Genomic DNA, 18,161 nt, shown 5'->3' on the forward strand with positions numbered 1-18,161 from the left:
TTTGACGTAATCAGAATTTTCATGTGAATGTCATTTTAACGAAATAAACGGCCTGCATGTTCATTCGCGCATGACAGGCCACATGGGACAGGAAACGACCAGCATGGGCGCCGACCTTTCGGCCGACGACCGCGCGCGCGCCATCATCGAGCTGGTGCGGCGCGATGGCTATCAGACCATCGATGCGCTGGCAGCGCAGTTCGACAAGACGCCGCAGACCATCCGCCGCGACGTCAACCTGCTCTGCGACCGCGGCCTGCTGCGCCGGAAACATGGTGGCGTCGAGCTGCCGCCCGAAGGCGAGAACCTCGCCTATCCCGCCCGTCAGGTGCTGAACTACCAGGCCAAACGCCGCATCGGCGAACTGGTGGCGCAGCAGGTGCCCGAGGGCGCTTCGCTGTTCTTCGGCATCGGCACCACGCCCGAGCAATGCGCGCTCGCGCTGGTCGATCACCTCAACCTGCGCGCCATGACCAACAACGTGAACGTCGCCATCGCGCTGGCGCGCAATCCCGCCTGCGAGATCACGCTGGCCGGCGGCCGCATGCGCAACCTCGACCGCGACGTGATCGCCGGCGAGGCGCATGGCTTCTTCAGCCGCTACTCCGCCGATATCGGCATCTTCGGTGTCGCTGGCGTGGCAGATGACGGCACGCTGCTCGATTTCAGCCCCGACGAGGTGCATATGCGCCAGAGCCTGGCGCAGCATTGCCGCCAGCGCTTCCTGGTGCTGGACCATTCGAAATTCGGCCGCAACGCCACCGTGCGCGGCGGTCATATCACCGAGGCGCATGCGGTATTCACCGACCGCCCGGTTCCCGCCGCCATCGCCGACCAGTTGCGCGATGCCGGCGTCCGTCTCGTCGTCTGGTCCGACGACGCCGCCACCGCTGCATCCACACAGCATCACACAAACGGGAGAGGCTGATCATGTTCAAACGTATTCTTCTCGCCACCGCATTGGGCCTCGCCGCCCTCGGTGGCATCGCGGACGCGAACGCGCAGCAGCGTGCGGTCTGCTACAACTGCCCGCCGGAATGGGCCGACTGGGGTTCGCAGCTCAAGGCGATCCAGTCCAAGCTCGGCATCACCGTGCCGCCGGACAACAAGAATTCCGGCCAGGCCATCGCGGCCCTGATCGCCGAGAAGGCCAATCCGGTCGCCGACGTGACCTACCTGGGTGGCATCGCCGCCGATCCGGCCAAGGATGCCGGCGTGCTCTCGCCCTACAAGCCGAAGAACTGGGACAAGATTCCGGCCGACCTGAAGGATCCGGACGGCAACTGGTTCACCATCCACTCCGGTACGCTTGGCCTGTTCATCAACAAGCAGGCGCTGGGCAGCAAGCCGGTGCCGCAGAGTTGGGCCGATCTCCAGAAGCCGGAATACAAGGGCCTGGTCGGCTACCTCGATCCGACCTCGGCGGCCGTTGGCCAGCTCGGCGTGATGGCGGTGAACCTGGCGCTTGGCGGCTCCTACGAGAATCTCGATGCCGGCATCAAGTACTTCAAGGACCTGCAGAAGAACCAGCCGATCGTGCCGAAGCAGACATCCTATGCCCGCGTGATCTCGGGCGAGATTCCGATCCTGATCGATTACGACTTCAACGCCTATCGCGGCAAGTATACCGACAAGGCGCCGATCGAATTCGTGATCCCCAAGGAAGGCAGCGTGGTCTTCCCCTATGTGATGGGCCTGACCAACAAGGGTCCGAATGCCGAGAACGGCAAGAAGGTGCTGGATTTCGTGCTCTCGGATGAAAGCCAGACCATGTGGGGCAATGCCTATCTGCGTCCGGTCTTCGCACAGCATCTCTCGGCCGAAGCCAAGGCGAAGTTCCTGCCCGAGGCCGACTATGCCCGCGCCAAGCCGATCGATCTGAAGAAGCTGGCGACCGCCCAGAAGGTGATCGTCGACCGCTACAACAAGGAAGTGAACTGAGCATTGCGGGCGGTCTGTCACCGGGCCGCCCGTTCCTTCCGGGGAGGAATACCGTAAAAAATGCAACGCGAAACGCGACGCCTGATTCTGCTCCTGCTGCCGGCTGGAATTTTCTTCGCGGCCTTTTTCCTGATTCCGATGGCCGAGCTGTTCCTGATCGGCGGCAGCGGCAAGGACGGTTGGGCCGCCTATGCCGCCATCATCACCAACGCCAATTACTTCAACAGCCTACTGGCCACGCTGGTCGTCGCGGTGCTGACCACCGTGGTGACCCTGCTCATCAGCGGCATTGCGGGCGTGTTCCTGCAGCGCCACAAGTTTCCCGGCAACGGCGCGCTGGTCGCCATGCTGACCTTCCCGCTCGCCTTTCCCGGCGTCGTCATCGGCTTCATGGTGATCATGCTGGCCGGCCGCCAGGGCCTGATCGGCAGCGTCGCCGAGGCGCTGACCGGCGACAAGATCGTCTTCGCCTATTCACTGGCCGGCCTGTTCATGGGCTATGTCTATTTCTCGATCCCGCGCACCATCCTCACCGTGATGGCCGCCGCCGAGAAGCTCGACCCCAAGCTTGAGGAAGCGGCGCGCTCGCTTGGCGCCTCGCCGCTGCGCGTCGTCACGGACGTGATCATCCCGGGCTTAAAGCCTGCCTTCATTTCAGCCGGCGCGATCTGCTTCGCCACCGCTGTCGGCGCGTTTGGAACGGCATTCACGCTGGCGGCACGCATCAACGTGCTGCCGATGGTGATCTACACCGAGTTCACGCTGTCGGCCAATATCGCCATGGCGGCAGCACTCAGCTTCGTGCTCGGCGCGGTGACCTGGATCGTGCTGGCGCTGGCGCGCACGGCCGCCGGCGGCACCGTCGCGGCGGCGGGTTAGGACCATGCATAAGAAGTGGCTTTTCATCCTGCAGCTCGGTTTCACGCTGATCGTCTGCGCCTTCCTGATCGTGCCGGTGATCCTCTCGGTGATGGCCGGTCTGACCGTGAACTATCTGGTCGGCATCGAAAGCGGGCTGACCCTGCGCTGGGTGATGGAGGTCTGGAACGGCTATCGCGACACCATCTTCCTCTCCATCGGCATCTCGCTGGCCTGCCTAGCCGTCACACTGGTCCTCGGTATCCCGACGGCCTACGTGCTGGCACGCCGCCAGAGCGCGCTCAGCCGCGCCATCGAGGAACTGCTGGTGATGCCGGTCGCCGTGCCGGGGCTGGCGACAGCGCTGGCGCTGATCGTCACCTATGGCGGCCTGTCGGGCTTCCGCACCAGCTGGCTGTTCATCCTGGTCGGCCATGTGCTGTTCACTCTGCCTTTCATGGTGCGCAGCGTGCTGGCCGTGCTGATGGCGATTGACCTGAAGACGCTGGAAGAAGGCGCGGCCTCGCTGGGCGCCGGCTTCTTCGCCCGCTTCCGCGACATCGTTCTGCCCAACTGCCGTGCCGGCATTCTTGCCGGCTCGCTGATGGTGGTGACGCTGTCAATGGGCGAGTTCAACATGACCTGGCTGCTGCACACGCCCTTCACCAAGACGCTGCCTGTTGGCTTGGCCGACGCTTATGCGTCGCTCCGACTTGAGATCGGCAGCGCCTATACCCTGGTCTTCTTCCTGATGATCATGCCGCTGCTGTTGGCCCTGCAGGCCTTCGCGCAGCCACGCCTGAAGAAATTCGTTGCCGAGGACGATACCCATGAGTGATCCGTTCATCCCGATGTCGATCGCGCTGACCGGTTGCGCGAAAACCTTTGCCGACGGTACGCGCGCGCTGGAGCCGCTCGATCTGTCGATCAATGCCGGCGAAACGGTCGTCTTCCTCGGTCCCTCGGGCTGCGGCAAGACCACGACCTTGCGGATTATCGCTGGCCTGGAAGAGCCTGACGCCGGCGGCAAGGTGCTGTTCGACGGCAAGGACGTGACCGCTATCCCGATCGAGCAGCGCAACGTCGGCATGGTGTTCCAGTCCTACGCGCTCTTCCCCAACATGACGGTGGCCGAGAATATCGGCTATGGCCTGAAGATCCGCAAAATGCCGGCCGAGCAGATTCGCACCCGCGTCGGCGAGATGCTGGGAATGATGCAGATCGAGAAGCTGGCCAACCGCAAGATCGACCAGCTCTCCGGTGGCCAGCGCCAGCGCGTGGCGCTGGCGCGTGCACTGGCCGTGCGGCCCCGCGCGCTGCTGCTGGACGAACCGCTCACCGCACTCGACGCCAAGCTGCGCGACACTCTGCGGCTGGAGATCGACACGCTGCTGCGCTCGCTCAAGATCACGGCGATCTACGTGACGCATGACCAGGCCGAGGCCATGGCACTGGGCGACCGCATTGTCGTCATGGAACATGGGCGCGTTGCCCAGATCGGCGCGCCGCGCGAGATCTACCAGAAGCCTGCCACGCGCTTTGTCGCCGATTTCATCGGCACCATGAACCGGCTGAACGGTGGCGCCCGCAACGGCGTCTTCACCTGTCGCGCCGGCGACCTGCCCTGGGCCGATGCACCGGCCAATGTCACCGAAATCCTGTTCCGCCCCGAGGACATCCGCATCGCCGAACCGGGCGAGCAGACCGGTTTACGTGGCACCATCGCCGCCGCCTTCTTCCTCGGCGACCGCACGCGGCTGTTCGTCGATGCCGGCGAGCAGCAGCCGCTGGTGGTGGAAAGCACGGTGCGCCGCGATTTCAGTCATGGTGAACAGGTTGGCCTGGCCATCGACCCGCGCGGTATACTGGTTCTGTAAAAGAGTAAGGAGCAGCGCCCCATGCTGATCGCCCAGATTACCGATACCCATATCAAGCTGCCGGGCAAGCTGGCTTACCGGAAGGTCGACACGGCAACGATGCTGGAACGCTGCGTGGCGCATCTGGCCACGCTGAAGCAGCAGCCCGACCTGATCCTGCTGACCGGCGACCTGGTCGATCTCGGCCGCCCCGACGAATACGATCATCTGAAAGCCATCCTCGCGCCGATCCGGCAGCGCATCATCGCCATCCCCGGCAACCATGACGACCGCGACGCGATGCGCGATGCCTTTGCCGGCGGCGGCTACCTGCCGCGCGAGCGCGGCAGTTTCCTGCAGTTCGCGATCGAGGACGAGTATCCGCTACGCATCATCGGCCTGGATACCGTGATCCCCGGCCAGGGCGGCGGCGAACTCTGCGACAAGCGCCTGGCCTGGCTGGATGAGACGCTCAGCAAAAAGCCCGATGCCCCAACCCTGGTGATGATGCATCATCCGCCGTTCATCACCGGCATCGGCCATATGGACAAGATCGGCCTCAAGGGGTCCGACGGTTTTGAAAAGGTCGTCGCCCAATATCCACAGATCAAGCTGATCCTCTGCGGCCATCTGCACCGCGTGATCCGCGCCGATATCGGTGGCCGCACGGCGCTGACCTGTCCGAGCCCGGCACATCAGGTGGCGCTCGATATCGATAACGACGCGCCCAGCCGCTTCACCATGGAGCCGCCGGGCTACATGCTGCACTGGTGGCATGACAACCGGCTGGTCAGCCATACCGTGGCGATCGGCGATTACGACGGGCCGCATCCCTTCCACGGCCCCGACGGCAATCTGATCGACTGAGCGCGCTCAGTCCTCCAGCGCGTCCTTCCAGAACGGCCTGATCCGGTCGAAGGCCTTCCAAGCCGTGCCCAGATGCGCGAGCTGCAGCTGCTGCCGCCCGGCGAACCAGGCGGCGATGGCGGCGGCGGCTGGATCACGCGCCGGCGGCGGCAGGATGTTGCTGATCAGCGTGGTGCCGACGGCATTGTCATTCAGCGCGCCCAGGCAATCCTGCAGCTGCGCCAACGCCGCGATGAAGCGGCGGCTTTCCTTGCGGCTGAAGGCGGCGCGGAAATATTCCGCCGCATACCGCAGCTTCTTGGCGCGGATGCGCAGTTCGTGCAGCGCGTCTGTCTCCAGCGCCTCATGCTGCTTGCCCAGTTTGCGCAGCTTCTTGCGGCGACGCTGCAGCACCCCTGCGGCAAAGCGCGGCACCGGCAGGGCGGCGATCTCGGCCGCCTTCACCGCGCTGCCTTCGAGCACGGCGTCGAGGAAGGTTTCGAAATTGAGGCGGAAGGCGGCCAGCCGCGGCGCCAGCAGCGCGGATTGCAGGGCCTCCTGCGCCGCCACGCGCCGGTCCTCCAGCACGGTGGCCAGATGCGTCAGGCCCTTGGGCGCCTGCGGCAGGCCCTGCAGCGGCACCAGCGTCTCGGTGATGAAGACATCGAGGTCGCGCTTGCGGCCGAGCGGGCCGTTCAGCCAGCGCAGGTCTTCCAGCAGCGGCGACAGTCGCTCGCCATCCAGCATGTCGGCGAACAATCCGATGGCCGACCGCAGGCGACGCAGCGCCACGCGCATCTGGTGCACGCCTTCGATATCGCGATCGCGCAGCACCGGCGCGATATTGGCATCGAACTGCGCCAGGCACTGGCGTGCGATGGCGACGAAGGCCACCGCCGTATCGGACTCTTCATTCAGCGCCGTATCGAAAACAGCGGCGCGCAAGGCAGGCGGTTCGACGACACCGAGATCGGCCGCCGCCTGCACCAGCGGCGCGGCACCGGTCCAGCGCAAGGACAGATCGAGGCTGAGTTCAGCCGCCAGCGCATGCATGGCATCGGCGGCGGAATCCGCCGCGCCCTGCAGCACCAGCGCCTCATAGCTGACCGTCTGCTTGCCGCGCTGCAATTCAATCATGTGGCTCTGCACGTCCAGCGTCTGGCCGTCGCGCTCAAGGCTGATCGACTGCCCGCTCAGCTTGCCATCGGCGAGCAGCTGCAGCTCGCCATCCACCGCCGGCGCATCGGGCTGCGGCTGGCCCGACACCGGCAGCATCACATGCCGCAGACCGGCGCGATCCTCGGTGCCGAGGCAAAGCCAGCCGGCTGCGGCGAATCGGCGATCGGCCGTATCGAGAAGGCGAAGCTGTGACTGAATGCGACGGACGGGCCGCCCGGCCAGCAGCGGATGCTGGCGGAGGGATTTCAGCGAGCCCGGGGCAAGGCCGAGACGCAGCAGCGCGGGCAAGTCGCTCATGGCGGCGGACTCTATCGGAGCGGTTCTGAAAGGGTCAATGAACTCAGGCGTTTACGATTGTTACAGTTCTGCGAAACGGAGCATTCCAAGCCGCCTCAATTCCGCCCCTTTTGTCGACTTGAATACACTTCAGGCGGCAATTTTCGCAGCCTGCCGGGCCGTCCGGCATCATGGTCTTTCCCCCGGACCCGCCGGACGGCCCCTCATTTCCCCAATCCTTCCCGCATCTTGCTCACCTTCCGGCCCGGCTTCCGTCGATGGCGCCGGAATTTGGCTGCGTCTGTGTCGTTTCTGTCCCGCACACAGAAAGCGGTCCCATGAGCAAAGCCAAATCTCCCAAAGCCCCGATCAAGCTGGTGCAGCCGAGCGCGCCCCGCAAACGCCAGAGCACGCGGAAACCCGGCGCCGCCTCGGCTGTCGAGAAGCCGCGGCTGATGCTGCGCAACGCCACACCGCACGACATCCCCGGCATCCGCGCCCTGTCGGACAAAGTCTACGGCGCCACCGAGGGCGGCTACACCACGGCGCAATTGCGCGGCCATCAGCATCATTTTCCCGAAGGCCAGTTCGTCGCCGTCTATGACGGTGCCGTCGTCGGCTATTGCGCCACCTTCCGCATCACCGAGAAGCTGGCACTGAAGCCGCATGACTGGGAAGGCATCACCGGCCGCGGCTATGCCGCGCGCCACGATGCGCATGGCGACTGGCTCTATGGCCTGGAAGTCTGCGTCGATCCCGACTATCGCGGCCTGCGCCTGGGCCAGCGCCTGTACAACGCGCGCAAGCAGCTCTGCCAGCACCTGCATCTGAAGGGCATCGTGTTTGGCGGTCGCATGCCTGGCCTGAACCGGCGCTGGATGCAGCTGCGCTCGGCCGACAAGTATCTGGAGCTGGTGCTGAGCGGCCGCCTGCGCGATCCCGTCATCAATTTCCAGATGCGTAACAATTTCGAGCCGCTGGGCGTACTGCGCGCCTATATGGACAACGACCATGAATCGCGTGGCTTCGCCACGCATATGGTCTGGCGCAACCCCGAATTCGGCGACGCCATACACCACACGCCAGACAAGCCACCGCTGCGCGCCCGCGCCGCGCGCGTCGCTGCCGTGCAATACCAGCAGCGCCAGATTTCCTCGTTTGAGGATTTCGCCAAGCAGGTCGAGTATTTCGTTGATGTGGTGGCGGATTACAAAGCCGATTTCGTGCTGTTCCCCGAGTTGCTGACGCTGCAGCTGCTGTCGATCGAGAACCGTAACGCGCCAGCCGCCGAGGCAGTGGCGGCGCTGACGCGCTACACCGAACGGGTGAAGGCGTTGTTCAGCGAACTGGCGGTCAGCTACAACATCAACATCATCGGCGGCTCGCATCCGACCCGCGATCCGGTCGATGGCCATGTATACAACATCTGCTATGTCTGCCTGCGCGACGGCGCCGTGCATGAGCAGCGCAAGATCCATCCCACGCCGAACGAACGCTACTGGTGGAACATCAGCGGTGCCGACAGCTCGAATGTGATCGAAACCGACTTCGGGCCGATCGGCGTGATGATCTGCTACGATGCCGAATTCCCCGAACTTGCCCGTCACCTGACCGACCAGGGCGCGCAAATCCTGTTCGTGCCCTTCTGCACGGACGAGCGACAGAGCTATCAGCGTGTCCGCTTCTGCGCCCAGGCCCGCGCCATCGAGAACCAGTGCTACGTCGTGATGGCCGGCAATGTGGGCAACCTGCCCAGCGTCGAGAACATGGACATCCAATATGCCCAGAGTTGCGTGCTGACGCCCTGCGACTTCGCCTTCGCCCGTGACGGCATCGCCGCCGACACCACGCCGAATGTCGAGATGGTGGCGATCGCCGACGTGAATCTCGACAGCCTGGCGGCGGCGCGGCAGAGCGGCACGGTGCAGAACCTGAAGGACCGCCGCTTCGACCTCTACAACGTCACCTGGAAGGAGGCATCCGGCGGTCCGCGCGAGGCCGGGAGACGGGATACAGGGGCGAACGGCCGGCGGGAGGCGGCCGAATAGCCTGGTTTACAGGCTTAAAGTGGTGACTTTTTCTGCTATTCGCCCTAGGTTTGTGGCCAGATCATCCGTCATCGGACTGGCCGAGAATGCAGCATACCCGCGCCGCGCTCCAGAACAGGGCGCCGCTCCCGATCTCCGGCGACGCCGAGCCGCAGGAGCTTTTCCAGGCGATCTGCCGCGATATCGTTGAAGGCCTGGGCTGCACCCGGGCCAGCATCTGGCGCTTCACCCTGGCTGCTGACGCCATTCACTGCCGCAGTCTCTATGACCAGCGCGGCCGGCAGTTTCCGCCCGACACTGTTCTGACCGCGGCCGGCGTGCCGCTCTATTTCGAGATTATGCGGACGGAACGCCTGCTGGTGATCCCCGACTATGCGCAGCATCCGGCCACCCGCAACCTCGGCGCGCCCTATGCGCAGTCGACCGGCATCCGCGCGCTGATCGATGCGCTGGTGACCGATGCCGATGGCGAACCGCTGGCCATCATCTCGGCCGAACAGGATCGCCCGCGCGACTGGCGCGAAGCCGATATCCTGCAGCTCTACCAGATCACCGAGCTGGCGACGCCCAGCCTGCGCCAGCTTGGCCGCCTTCCCATCGCCTAATCGCGTTTCGCCAGCAGCTTCTTGATCGCCTCGGCGAGGTCGGCCTTGCGCACCGGCTTGGAGAGGATCTGCGTCACATGCTCGAAGCGCGTGCCGTGCAGCCGCTGGCTTTCGACCGAGCCCGACATGAACAGCACCGGCATGCTCGGATCGTCGGCAACCAGGCGTTCGGCCAGCCCCAGCCCATCCATATCGCCCGGCATCTCCATGTCGGTCAGCACCAGGTCGATGGGCAGGCCGCGCCGCAGCTCGGCCAACGCCTCCTGCGCACTGGAGGCCGGCAGCACGGCGAAGCCGAGATTGCCGAGCAGCGCGATGATGGTGGCGCGTACGTCGGGATTGTCTTCAACACAGAGGATCAGCTTGCGGTCGGGTTCATTTTCCGGCCGTCGCGCCGACAGCCGCTCGCCTTCCAGCGCCGGCAGGTAGATGCGGAACTCGGTGCCGAAGCCCGGCTGGCTTTCGACTTCCAGATAGCCACCCGACTGCACGACGAATCCGTAGACCTGGCTAAGCCCCAAGCCGCTGCCCTTGCCGATCTCCTTGGTGGTGTAGAAAGGCTCGAAGACGCGCGCCATCACCTCCGGCGTCATGCCGGCGCCGGTATCGCGCATGGAGATCATCACATAGGTGCCAACCGGCGCGATGCGCGTGGGCATGACGCGCGGTTCGTCCAGGTGGGTTACAGCCGTGCGGATGGTCAGTGTCCCCTTGCTGCTGACGCTCAGCATCGCGTCGCGCGCATTCAGCGCCATGTTCAGCAGCGCATTCTCGAGCTGTCCCGGATCGACTTCGACCATGTAGACGTCGAGGGCCAAGGCGGCCTGGATCGCGATGGCGTCGCCCAGCGTACGACGCAAGATATCGAGGGTGCTGTCGATCAGCTCGTTCACGTCGAGGCGGATCGGATTGAGCTTCTGCTGGCGGCTAAAGGCGAGCAGCCGCTTGGTCAGATCGGCGCCGCTGATCGCATTGCGCAAAGCCTGGTCCACCAGGCGGCGGCCTTCCATGTCGGTGATGCGGTCGCCCAGCAGTTCCAGGTTGCCGACGATCACGGCGAGCAGATTGTTGAAGTCATGCGCCACGCCGCCGGTGAGCTGGCCGAGCGCCTCCATCTTCTGCGCCTGCCGCAACTGGTCGCGCAGTTCGTCGGCCTGACGCCGTTCGGTCATGTCGCGCGTGACATTGACATAGCCGGTGAGTTTGCCTTCCTCGCTCAGGATCGGCGTGATTGCCACGCTGACCCAGAAGCGCCGGCCATCCTTGCGCACCCGCCATTCCTCGTTGACGTAGCGGCCCTTCTTGCGGGCGCGCTTGAGCGCTGCGGCCGGCACGCCGGCGGCGACGTCGGACTCGGTATAGAATATGTCGCGGGTCCTGCCGATCACCTCCTCAGGCGTGTGACCGGTGAGATTCACTGCACCGACATTCCAGTTCAGGATACGGCCATCGGCATCCATCATGAACAGCGCGTAATCGGGAATGCTGTCGACCAGCATGCGAAAGCGCGCCTCGCTTTCGCGCTCGGCCGCCTCGACACGGCGATACTTGCTGAGATCGTGGATCACGCCGACGAACATCGTCGCCCCATCCTCGACAAAGCTGCCCACCGCCAGTGTGAAGGGAAAAACGCTGCCGTCCTTGCGCCGGCCCTGCACATCGCGACCGATACCGATGATGCGCTTCTCGCCGGTCTGCAGGTGATGCCGCAGGTAGCCGTCATGGGCCGAGTGGTCGGGTTCGGGCATCAGCATGGAGATATTCTGTCCGAGAACCTCGGCGGGCCTGTAGCCGAAGAGCTGCTCGCAGGCGGGATTGAACATCTTCACGATGCCGCCGGCATCGATCAGGATCATGCCGTCGATCGCGGTCTCCACCACCTGCCGGAAGCGCTCCTGGCTGCGGCGGTATTTGGTGAGGTCATGGATCACGCCGACATAACAGGGGCGTTCGCCGCCGCCATATTCGCCGACCGCCAGCTCGAAGGGGAAAACACTGCCGTCCTTGCGCCGGCCCATCACCTCGCGGCCGATGCCGATGATGCGCTTCTCGCCAGTGGTCTGGTGATGCCGCAGATAGCCGTCATGGGCCGAGCGGTCGGGCTCGGGCATCAGCATGGAGACGTTCTTGCCTAGCACCTCGGCGGCGGTGTAGCCGAACAGCCGTTCACAGGCGGGATTGAACAGGATGATGCGGCCATCGGCTTCAATCAGGATCAGGCCATCGATGGCGGTATCAACAACGGCCTTCATAAGATCGCTGTTCATGTCTTGTGCCCGCAGCAGGATTAATTAAGGCGCTTTTGCAATCTTAAATATGTCTTTCCACCCCGATATTCACCGCTAGAATGGTGGCAAGCGCAGGGCTTTGCAACGCCAATTTCACTCGATTGAGTGAAGCCTGTGGAGGACCGAGAAATGGCCCGCATTCTCATCATCGATGACAATCCGGAATTCCGGACCATCCTGCGCACGCATCTGGAAACCCGTGGCCATGCCATCACGCTGGCCGGCGACGGCGATCAGGGCCTCAGCCTGCTGGAGGCCGGTGAGACCGACATCGTGCTGACCGACATCCTGATGCCGCATCGCGACGGCGTCGAAGTGCTGCGCATGGTGAAAAAGCGCTGGCCCAACCTGCCGGTGATCGCGATCTCGGGCGGCGGCTGGATCGGCGCGCAGGAGCTGCTCGGCATGGCCGAACGGCTGGGCGCGGATCAGGTGCTGACCAAGCCGGTGCGGCGCGACGACCTGCTGCAGGCCGTCGAGACCGCGCTGCAGAGCATCGAGGCGCGCAAGCGCGGCTGACTCACATATAGCGCTGCAGCACCACGAGCAGCAGCCAGACCGAGGTCACAGCCAGCGGCAGGAAGGTGAAGCAGATGCCGAGCACGCGCAGCGGCGCGGCCTCGTTACCGCGCTGCGTCGCCACGCCGATGGCATGCGCGATACGGCCAAGGAAAATCATCGCGCCCAAGATATGCAGCGCCCAGACCGGCGCCTGGCGCGACAGCTCCAGCAGGAACAGCAGGAGCAGCAGCAGCGGCACATATTCGACGAAGTTGCCATGCACGCGGATGGCGCGCTGCAGGTCGTCATGCCCGCCATCGCCGATCCTCACCTTGTGACGGCCGCGCAGGATGATGACGCGCAGGGACAGCGCCAGCAGCAGCAGGCCGCAAAGGGCCGCGTAAAGCGGCGTGACGGCGAAGGGAGGCAGCATGAATGACCCGGGGGTTAGGGTTTACTCAGCAGCCTTAACGTGCTGCTGGCGGATCAGTTTCAGGATTTCCGCCGCCGCCTGCGGAATATTGGTGCCGGGGCCATAGATGCCGGCCACGCCGGCATTGCGCAGGAAGTCGTAATCCTGCGGCGGGATCACGCCGCCGGTGATGACCAGGATGTCGCCCGCGCCATTCTTGCGCAGCGCGTCGATCAACTGCGGCACCAGCGTCTTGTGGCCCGCCGCCTGGCTGGAAATCCCGACCACATGCACGTCGTTCTCGATGGCGTCTTTCGCGGCCTCTTCCGGCGTCTGGAACAGCGGACCCACATCGACGTCGAAGCCGAGATCGGCAAACGCCGTCGCGATCACTTTCGCGCCGCGATCATGGCCGTCCTGGCCGAGCTTCACGACCAGCATGCGCGGCCGGCGGCCCTCCTCGGCGGCGAAAGCCTCGATCTCCTTCTGGATCATCCGGAAGCCCTCGTCATTGGCATAGGCCGCGCCATAGACGCCGGCGATCGAACGCACGGTCGCCTTGTGGCGGGTGAACACGCGCTCCATCGCATCCGACATCTCGCCCACGGTGACGCGCGCGCGCGCCGCCTGCACGCAGAGCTCCAGCAGGTTGGCGGTGCCGGCGGCGCCGATCTCCAGCGCCTTGATCGCCTTCTCGGCGGCGGGCTTGTTGCGCGTGTTGCGGATGGTGTTGAGCCGCGCCACCTGGCTGTCGCGCACCTTGGTGTTGTCGACCTCCAAGGTCTCGGGCTTGTCGTCCGTCGCCGGGCGATACTTGTTGACGCCGACGATGACATCCTCGCCGCGATCGACGCGGGCCTGGCGGCGCGCCGCGGCCTCTTCGATCTTCAGCTTGGGCATGCCGCTCTCGACTGCCTTGGTCATGCCGCCCATGGCTTCCACTTCGTCGATCAGCGCCGACGCATGCGTGATCAGTGCGTGGGTCAGCGCCTCGACGTAATACGAACCGGCGAGCGGATCGACCACCTTGGTGACATAAGACTCTTCGGCGATGATGAGCTGGGTGTTGCGCGCGATACGGGCGGAGAATTCCGTCGGCAGCGCGATGGCCTCGTCCAGCGCATTGGTGTGCAGCGACTGAGTGCCGCCCAGCACGGCGGCCATGGCTTCGATCGCGGTGCGCACCACGTTATTATACGGGTCCTGCTCGGTGAGCGAGACGCCCGAGGTCTGGCAATGCGTGCGCAGCATCAGCGAACCCGGCTTCTTCGGGTTGAACTCCTTCATGATCCTGGTCCACAGGAAGCGCGCGGCGCGCAGCTTGGCGATCTCCATGAAGAAGTTCATGCCGATGGCGAAGAAGAAGGACAGACGCCCGGCGAAGGCATCGACATCGAGGCCGCTTGCAATGGCGGTGCGCACATATTCCTTGCCGTCGGCCAGCGTGAAGGCCAGCTCCTGCACGGCGGTCGCGCCGGCCTCCTGCATGTGATAGCCGGAGATCGAGATCGAATTGAATTTCGGCATCTTGGCGGCGGTGAAGCCGATGATGTCGGAAATGATCCGCATGCTGGGCGCGGGCGGATAGATATAGGTGTTGCGCACCATGAACTCTTTCAGAATGTCATTCTGAATGGTGCCTGAGAGCTGCTCAGGGCTGACGCCCTGCTCCTCGCCGGCCACGATGTAGCAGGCGAGCACCGGCAGCACCGCGCCGTTCATGGTCATCGACACGCTCATCTTGTCGAGCGGAATGCCGTCGAACAGGATCTTCATGTCCTCAACGGAATCGATCGCCACGCCGGCCTTGCCGACATCGCCGACCACGCGCGGATGATCAGAGTCATAGCCGCGATGGGTGGCGAGATCGAAGGCGACGCTGACGCCCTGCTGGCCGGCGGCGAGATTCTTGCGATAGAAGGCGTTGGATTCTTCGGCGGTCGAGAAGCCGGCATACTGGCGGATGGTCCAGGGCCGGTTGGTGTACATGGTGCCGCGCACGCCGCGCGTGAAAGGCTCGAAGCCCGGCAGCGAATTCACCGTCTCCAGGCCTTCGAGATCGGCGGCGGTGTAGAGCGGCTTGACCGCGATGCCTTCCGGGGTCTGCCAGACCGCATCGGCCAGCGGCTTCTCGCCCAGCTCTTTCTGCGCGAGCTTGGCCCAGGCTTCTGGGAATGACATCTCGTCTTTGCTGGTCATGGTCTCTGTAACTTTCGTCCCGGACTTGCGCTTTTTTGGCCGCAGACTGGTTCAAATTGCTGCGGTGCAGCAGCCAGTATGAAGCGCGGCTCCCGATGCTGTCAAAGTCCCGTATCGTCAGTCTAACACGGCTTGCGCGTTCCCGTTGCGCCAACCCGGTGCCAGCCGATGCCAAATCCGGCCAATGCGAGCCAGCGGCGTGCCTGTTCCAGCCAATGCGCGCCACCTTTAGCCAATTCTGACCAATTTCAGCCAACGCGGGCCAGCGAAAAGCCGGCTAAGTGATTGATCTGGCGTACCAAGTCCTTGAAATCCGGGGGCCGGGCCGGGGAATAGCGGAAATCCGCAACTATAATTAGAACATTATAGCAACAATTGGGCCGAATTTCAAGCCAAGGCTTCCGCGCTGCTCGCCAGCCGTCAATCAGTTTTCAGGGGTCGCACTCGTCACTTCGGATCGCGTCAGGCGGCCGAGCAGCCAGGTGGCGCTGTCGTTGCTGTAGGTGTTCACCGTCGTCTTGGCATGGCCGTCGCCGGTGGAGACGCCGACCTGCGTGGCGTTACCGAAGGCATCGTACTGATAGGTCGTGGTGACAGCCGGCAGCGCCGCGCCGGTCAGCTCCCAGCTTTCCTCCAGGCTTGCGGTGAGGAAGGGATAGCGCCGCGTGCCGCCGAGATCGGTGCTGCCATAGGTGTTGGTCGAACGGTTCAGAAGCTGGGCCGCCAGCTTCTTCTCGCGCGATGCGACCAGTCCGGTGAAGGGATGGTCCTGGCGATAGGTCGTCACCTGCTCGACGCCGGTCTGCTCGTCCTTCACCGTCATCTGGCGGAAACCGAGGAAGCCTCGGCCCTGCACATGCGCTTTCGCGCCGGCATAGCGATACGTCGAGCGATACTCGCCGCCGATGCCGTTGGAGGATTTCACCTCGGAGACAACATACATCGGACCCTGCAGGTCGAGGCATGGGAAGGCGCAAGTCGCCCCCGCAATATCCTTGGCATAGATTACTGAGCCGACGGAAATCGGCTTCGACGCAATATCAGACATCGCACCGGATGCGCTGGCGAAACGCTCAACAACATCCACCTGACGATCACCGCCAGCCAGAAAGTAAACCCCGTTTGCACTTGTCAGCATCAGGTCGGTGGTGCCATCGCCGTTGAAATCACCCGGATAAGCATTATAGGCCGACAACCAGAAGCTATAGCCCGATATCTGCTGGCAGACGACATCCGCCGAAGGTAGCATCGTGATCCGACAAGCATGATTGCCGCTGACATCCCCGATCATGTAAAGCCGTGTCAAACCATCGCCTATGTAATCGGCGGGATAAACCGCATAAGTCGATTTCCAGTTGTTGCCGGTCGGCAGTGTTGAGCAATTCACGGCGGCCGAGCCATGCGTGAAACTGCACAGGACGTTTGACTGCAGGCCGGTCAAGAACAGTTCCGCCACGCCGTCACCGTTGAAATCACCGACATAGGTCGTATAGGCCGACCGCCAGTTGCTGGCGCCCGTCGTCTGCGTGCAGGGCAGAGACGCCAGATCCGGGGCTGGCGTGCAGAGATAATTACCCTGCTCGCCGATCAGGTAGACCTTCGATTTACCGTTGCCATCGAAGTCGCCAATAGAAACCGAGTAAGTAGAGCGCCAACCGCTATATCCAGGCATAGCAATGCAGTTGTTCGCGGTCGTGAAACCGGGGCCGGCACATAGATAGGTGCCGTTGTCGCCGATCATGAGTAGATCAGTTTTGCCGTCGCCATTATAATCAGCCGAATAAATTGAGTAGGACGTCTTCCAGCCGGTGCCGACGCCCGTGATCGGCGTGCAGTTGTTGCCAACTGCAATGCCAGGGCCTGAGCAGAAATGCATTCCTGTATCGCTGACCAGCAGCAGGTCAATGATCCCATCGCCGGTATAGTCGCCTGGATAAATGGCATAATTGGCGCGCCAGCCGCTGCCAAAGTTCGGCAGTGCCGCACCGCAATTATTACTGGTGGTAACGCCGGGGCCGGGACAGAAATAGGCTTCATTCGCGCCTGCCACGAACAGGTCGGAAATGCCGTCGCCATTGTAGTCGCCCGGATAGATATCGAAGGTCCCCTTCCAGTTGGTGGCCGGGAAACTCTCGACCAGATTGGCCGCCGTCATCAAGCCGCCGCCACCATTGCGCCATGACATGCTTGTGGCTGCGAGGCATGAGGTCGCCTCGCAGAGTTCCACCTTGGTAACTCGACTACGCTGCGTGCTAGGGCTGGTTTCATATGCCGTTCGGTATTCACGCACCAGAGTCTCTGCCTGCCAGGTTTGTACCTTGGTCATGCGTTGGGTCGACTTGATCAGACTACCGGCCTGATAAAGCGGCGTCACGTCAGGCCGTGCCTCATAGACGAAGCTCACCGAGTTGGTCGGCACCGTCGCGCCATTGCCGGTGTAATCGATGCGGGCCGGCTGGTAGCTACCGTTGGCGTTATCCTCGGTGTAGCTGACCGAGAAGTAATTGCCCTTGGTGTCCGAGGTCTTGTTGATGGCCCAGACGCGCGCGCTGGCCTTGCCCTGCGCCTCGATGCGGCTGTCAGTGGTGTTGCCGAACTCCATGATCAGGCCGGCCTTGGTCCAGACCTTGAACCAGGCAGGGCCGCTGCCGGCACTACCGAAACTCACGACCTTGGAGAAACTCTCGCGCTCGGTGCGGTATTCGGTCTGGTCGGCGCCGTAGCTGCCACTGGTGGCAATCAGGCGCTGGCCGTCGAGGCAGAAGCGGTCATTGGCATCGAAATTCACGCCGCCCACCGCGCCATCCTGCACAATCGTGCGGCCGCAGCGCGTGATCGACGGCAGGCCGGAGAGTGACCAGCCCATGCCGAGCAGGCCATTGCCGCCGCGGCTGTCGTAAGAAAGCGACAGCTTCGGCTCCAGCCCTGCCGTGCCAGGCACCACGCTGATCGGAATGCTGTAAGACGCCGAGCCGGTATCCGTGACCTCGAACTTGCCAGGCAGCGTCATCTGCGCAGCAGCTGGCAAGGCCACCAGCACCAGGGCAGCTGCCATGATCACGTGAGTCTTATGCATTGTCTTCCCCCGACCGGATGCCTGACTGACAGCTAGGAAATCCATGACGGACTTGTCAATCACCTGAAGGGGGGGC

At 63.6% G+C, this 18,161-nt stretch carries 14 protein-coding genes; 9 read left to right on the forward strand and 5 right to left on the reverse strand.

Translation table 11 applies throughout. The features are described from left to right. Window positions 1-82: 82 nt before the first annotated feature. Genes AC1RRT_RS08330 through AC1RRT_RS08355 form a run of 6 tightly spaced genes read left to right on the forward strand, consistent with a single transcriptional unit; the run spans window position 83 to window position 5,522 of the window. The gene (locus AC1RRT_RS08330; protein ID WP_493013319.1) at window positions 83-928 is read left to right on the forward strand and encodes a DeoR/GlpR family DNA-binding transcription regulator; all 846 of its coding nucleotides are present in this window, start codon (window positions 83-85) and stop codon (window positions 926-928) included. Window positions 929-930: 2 nt separating this feature from the next. Then, window positions 931-1,941 (forward strand): extracellular solute-binding protein, encoded by a 1,011-nt coding sequence (locus AC1RRT_RS08335; RefSeq protein WP_493013320.1) that lies wholly within the window; start codon window positions 931-933, stop codon window positions 1,939-1,941. A gap of 60 nt (window positions 1,942-2,001) precedes the next feature. Continuing rightward, window positions 2,002-2,820 (forward strand): ABC transporter permease, encoded by an 819-nt coding sequence (locus AC1RRT_RS08340; protein WP_493013321.1) that lies wholly within the window; start codon window positions 2,002-2,004, stop codon window positions 2,818-2,820. A 4-nt stretch (window positions 2,821-2,824) separates the two neighbouring features. Continuing rightward, window positions 2,825-3,637, forward strand: a complete 813-nt coding sequence (locus AC1RRT_RS08345; RefSeq protein ID WP_493013322.1) for an ABC transporter permease — start codon at window positions 2,825-2,827, stop codon at window positions 3,635-3,637. Beyond that, complete coding sequence (locus AC1RRT_RS08350) at window positions 3,630-4,676, forward strand: ABC transporter ATP-binding protein (protein ID WP_493013323.1); 1,047 nt, start codon at window positions 3,630-3,632, stop codon at window positions 4,674-4,676. Before AC1RRT_RS08345 ends, AC1RRT_RS08350 begins: the two co-directional genes overlap by 8 nt. A 21-nt stretch (window positions 4,677-4,697) precedes the next feature. Then, a complete protein-coding gene (locus tag AC1RRT_RS08355) occupies window positions 4,698-5,522 on the forward strand; it encodes a phosphodiesterase (RefSeq protein WP_493013324.1) in 825 nt (274 codons plus the stop codon). A 6-nt stretch (window positions 5,523-5,528) separates the two neighbouring features. Here AC1RRT_RS08355 and AC1RRT_RS08360 read toward each other — a convergent pair whose 3' ends face one another. Next, on the reverse strand, window positions 5,529-6,977 hold the full coding sequence (locus AC1RRT_RS08360; protein ID WP_493013325.1) for a CYTH and CHAD domain-containing protein: 1,449 nt from the start codon (window positions 6,975-6,977) through the stop codon (window positions 5,529-5,531). A gap of 317 nt (window positions 6,978-7,294) precedes the next feature. Between AC1RRT_RS08360 and AC1RRT_RS08365 the strand changes: the two genes are divergently transcribed. Next, the gene (locus tag AC1RRT_RS08365; protein ID WP_493013326.1) at window positions 7,295-9,004 is read left to right on the forward strand and encodes a GNAT family N-acetyltransferase; all 1,710 of its coding nucleotides are present in this window, start codon (window positions 7,295-7,297) and stop codon (window positions 9,002-9,004) included. 86 nt (window positions 9,005-9,090) lie between these two features. Next, window positions 9,091-9,609, forward strand: coding sequence for a GAF domain-containing protein (locus AC1RRT_RS08370; RefSeq protein WP_493013327.1), 519 nt, complete (start codon window positions 9,091-9,093; stop codon window positions 9,607-9,609). Here AC1RRT_RS08370 and AC1RRT_RS08375 read toward each other — a convergent pair. Next, entirely contained in the window at window positions 9,606-11,876 is a 2,271-nt protein-coding gene (locus AC1RRT_RS08375) for a PAS domain S-box protein (RefSeq protein ID WP_493013328.1), read from the reverse strand. The genes AC1RRT_RS08370 and AC1RRT_RS08375 overlap by 4 nt on opposite strands. Window positions 11,877-12,026: 150 nt before the next feature. On the opposite strand from AC1RRT_RS08375, the gene AC1RRT_RS08380 reads away from it, so the two are divergent. Then, on the forward strand, window positions 12,027-12,416 hold the full coding sequence (locus AC1RRT_RS08380) for a response regulator (protein WP_493013329.1): 390 nt from the start codon (window positions 12,027-12,029) through the stop codon (window positions 12,414-12,416). Window position 12,417: 1 nt separating this feature from the next. Here the strand turns inward: AC1RRT_RS08380 and AC1RRT_RS08385 are convergent, their stop codons facing one another. The 3 genes from AC1RRT_RS08385 to AC1RRT_RS08395 all read right to left on the reverse strand — a co-directional run bounded on the left by AC1RRT_RS08385 (window position 12,418) and on the right by AC1RRT_RS08395 (window position 18,085). Further along, window positions 12,418-12,831: an MAPEG family protein gene (locus AC1RRT_RS08385; RefSeq protein WP_493013330.1), complete on the reverse strand. Its 414-nt coding sequence runs from the start codon at window positions 12,829-12,831 to the stop codon at window positions 12,418-12,420. 21 nt (window positions 12,832-12,852) lie between these two features. Beyond that, window positions 12,853-15,009: a methylmalonyl-CoA mutase gene (gene scpA, locus AC1RRT_RS08390; RefSeq protein WP_493013331.1), complete on the reverse strand. Its 2,157-nt coding sequence runs from the start codon at window positions 15,007-15,009 to the stop codon at window positions 12,853-12,855. A 424-nt stretch (window positions 15,010-15,433) separates the two neighbouring features. Beyond that, window positions 15,434-18,085, reverse strand: a complete 2,652-nt coding sequence (locus AC1RRT_RS08395) for an FG-GAP-like repeat-containing protein (protein ID WP_493013332.1) — start codon at window positions 18,083-18,085, stop codon at window positions 15,434-15,436. Window positions 18,086-18,161: the final 76 nt, after the last annotated feature.

The organism is Ferrovibrio sp. GW821-FHT12B10, from assembly GCF_058807515.1.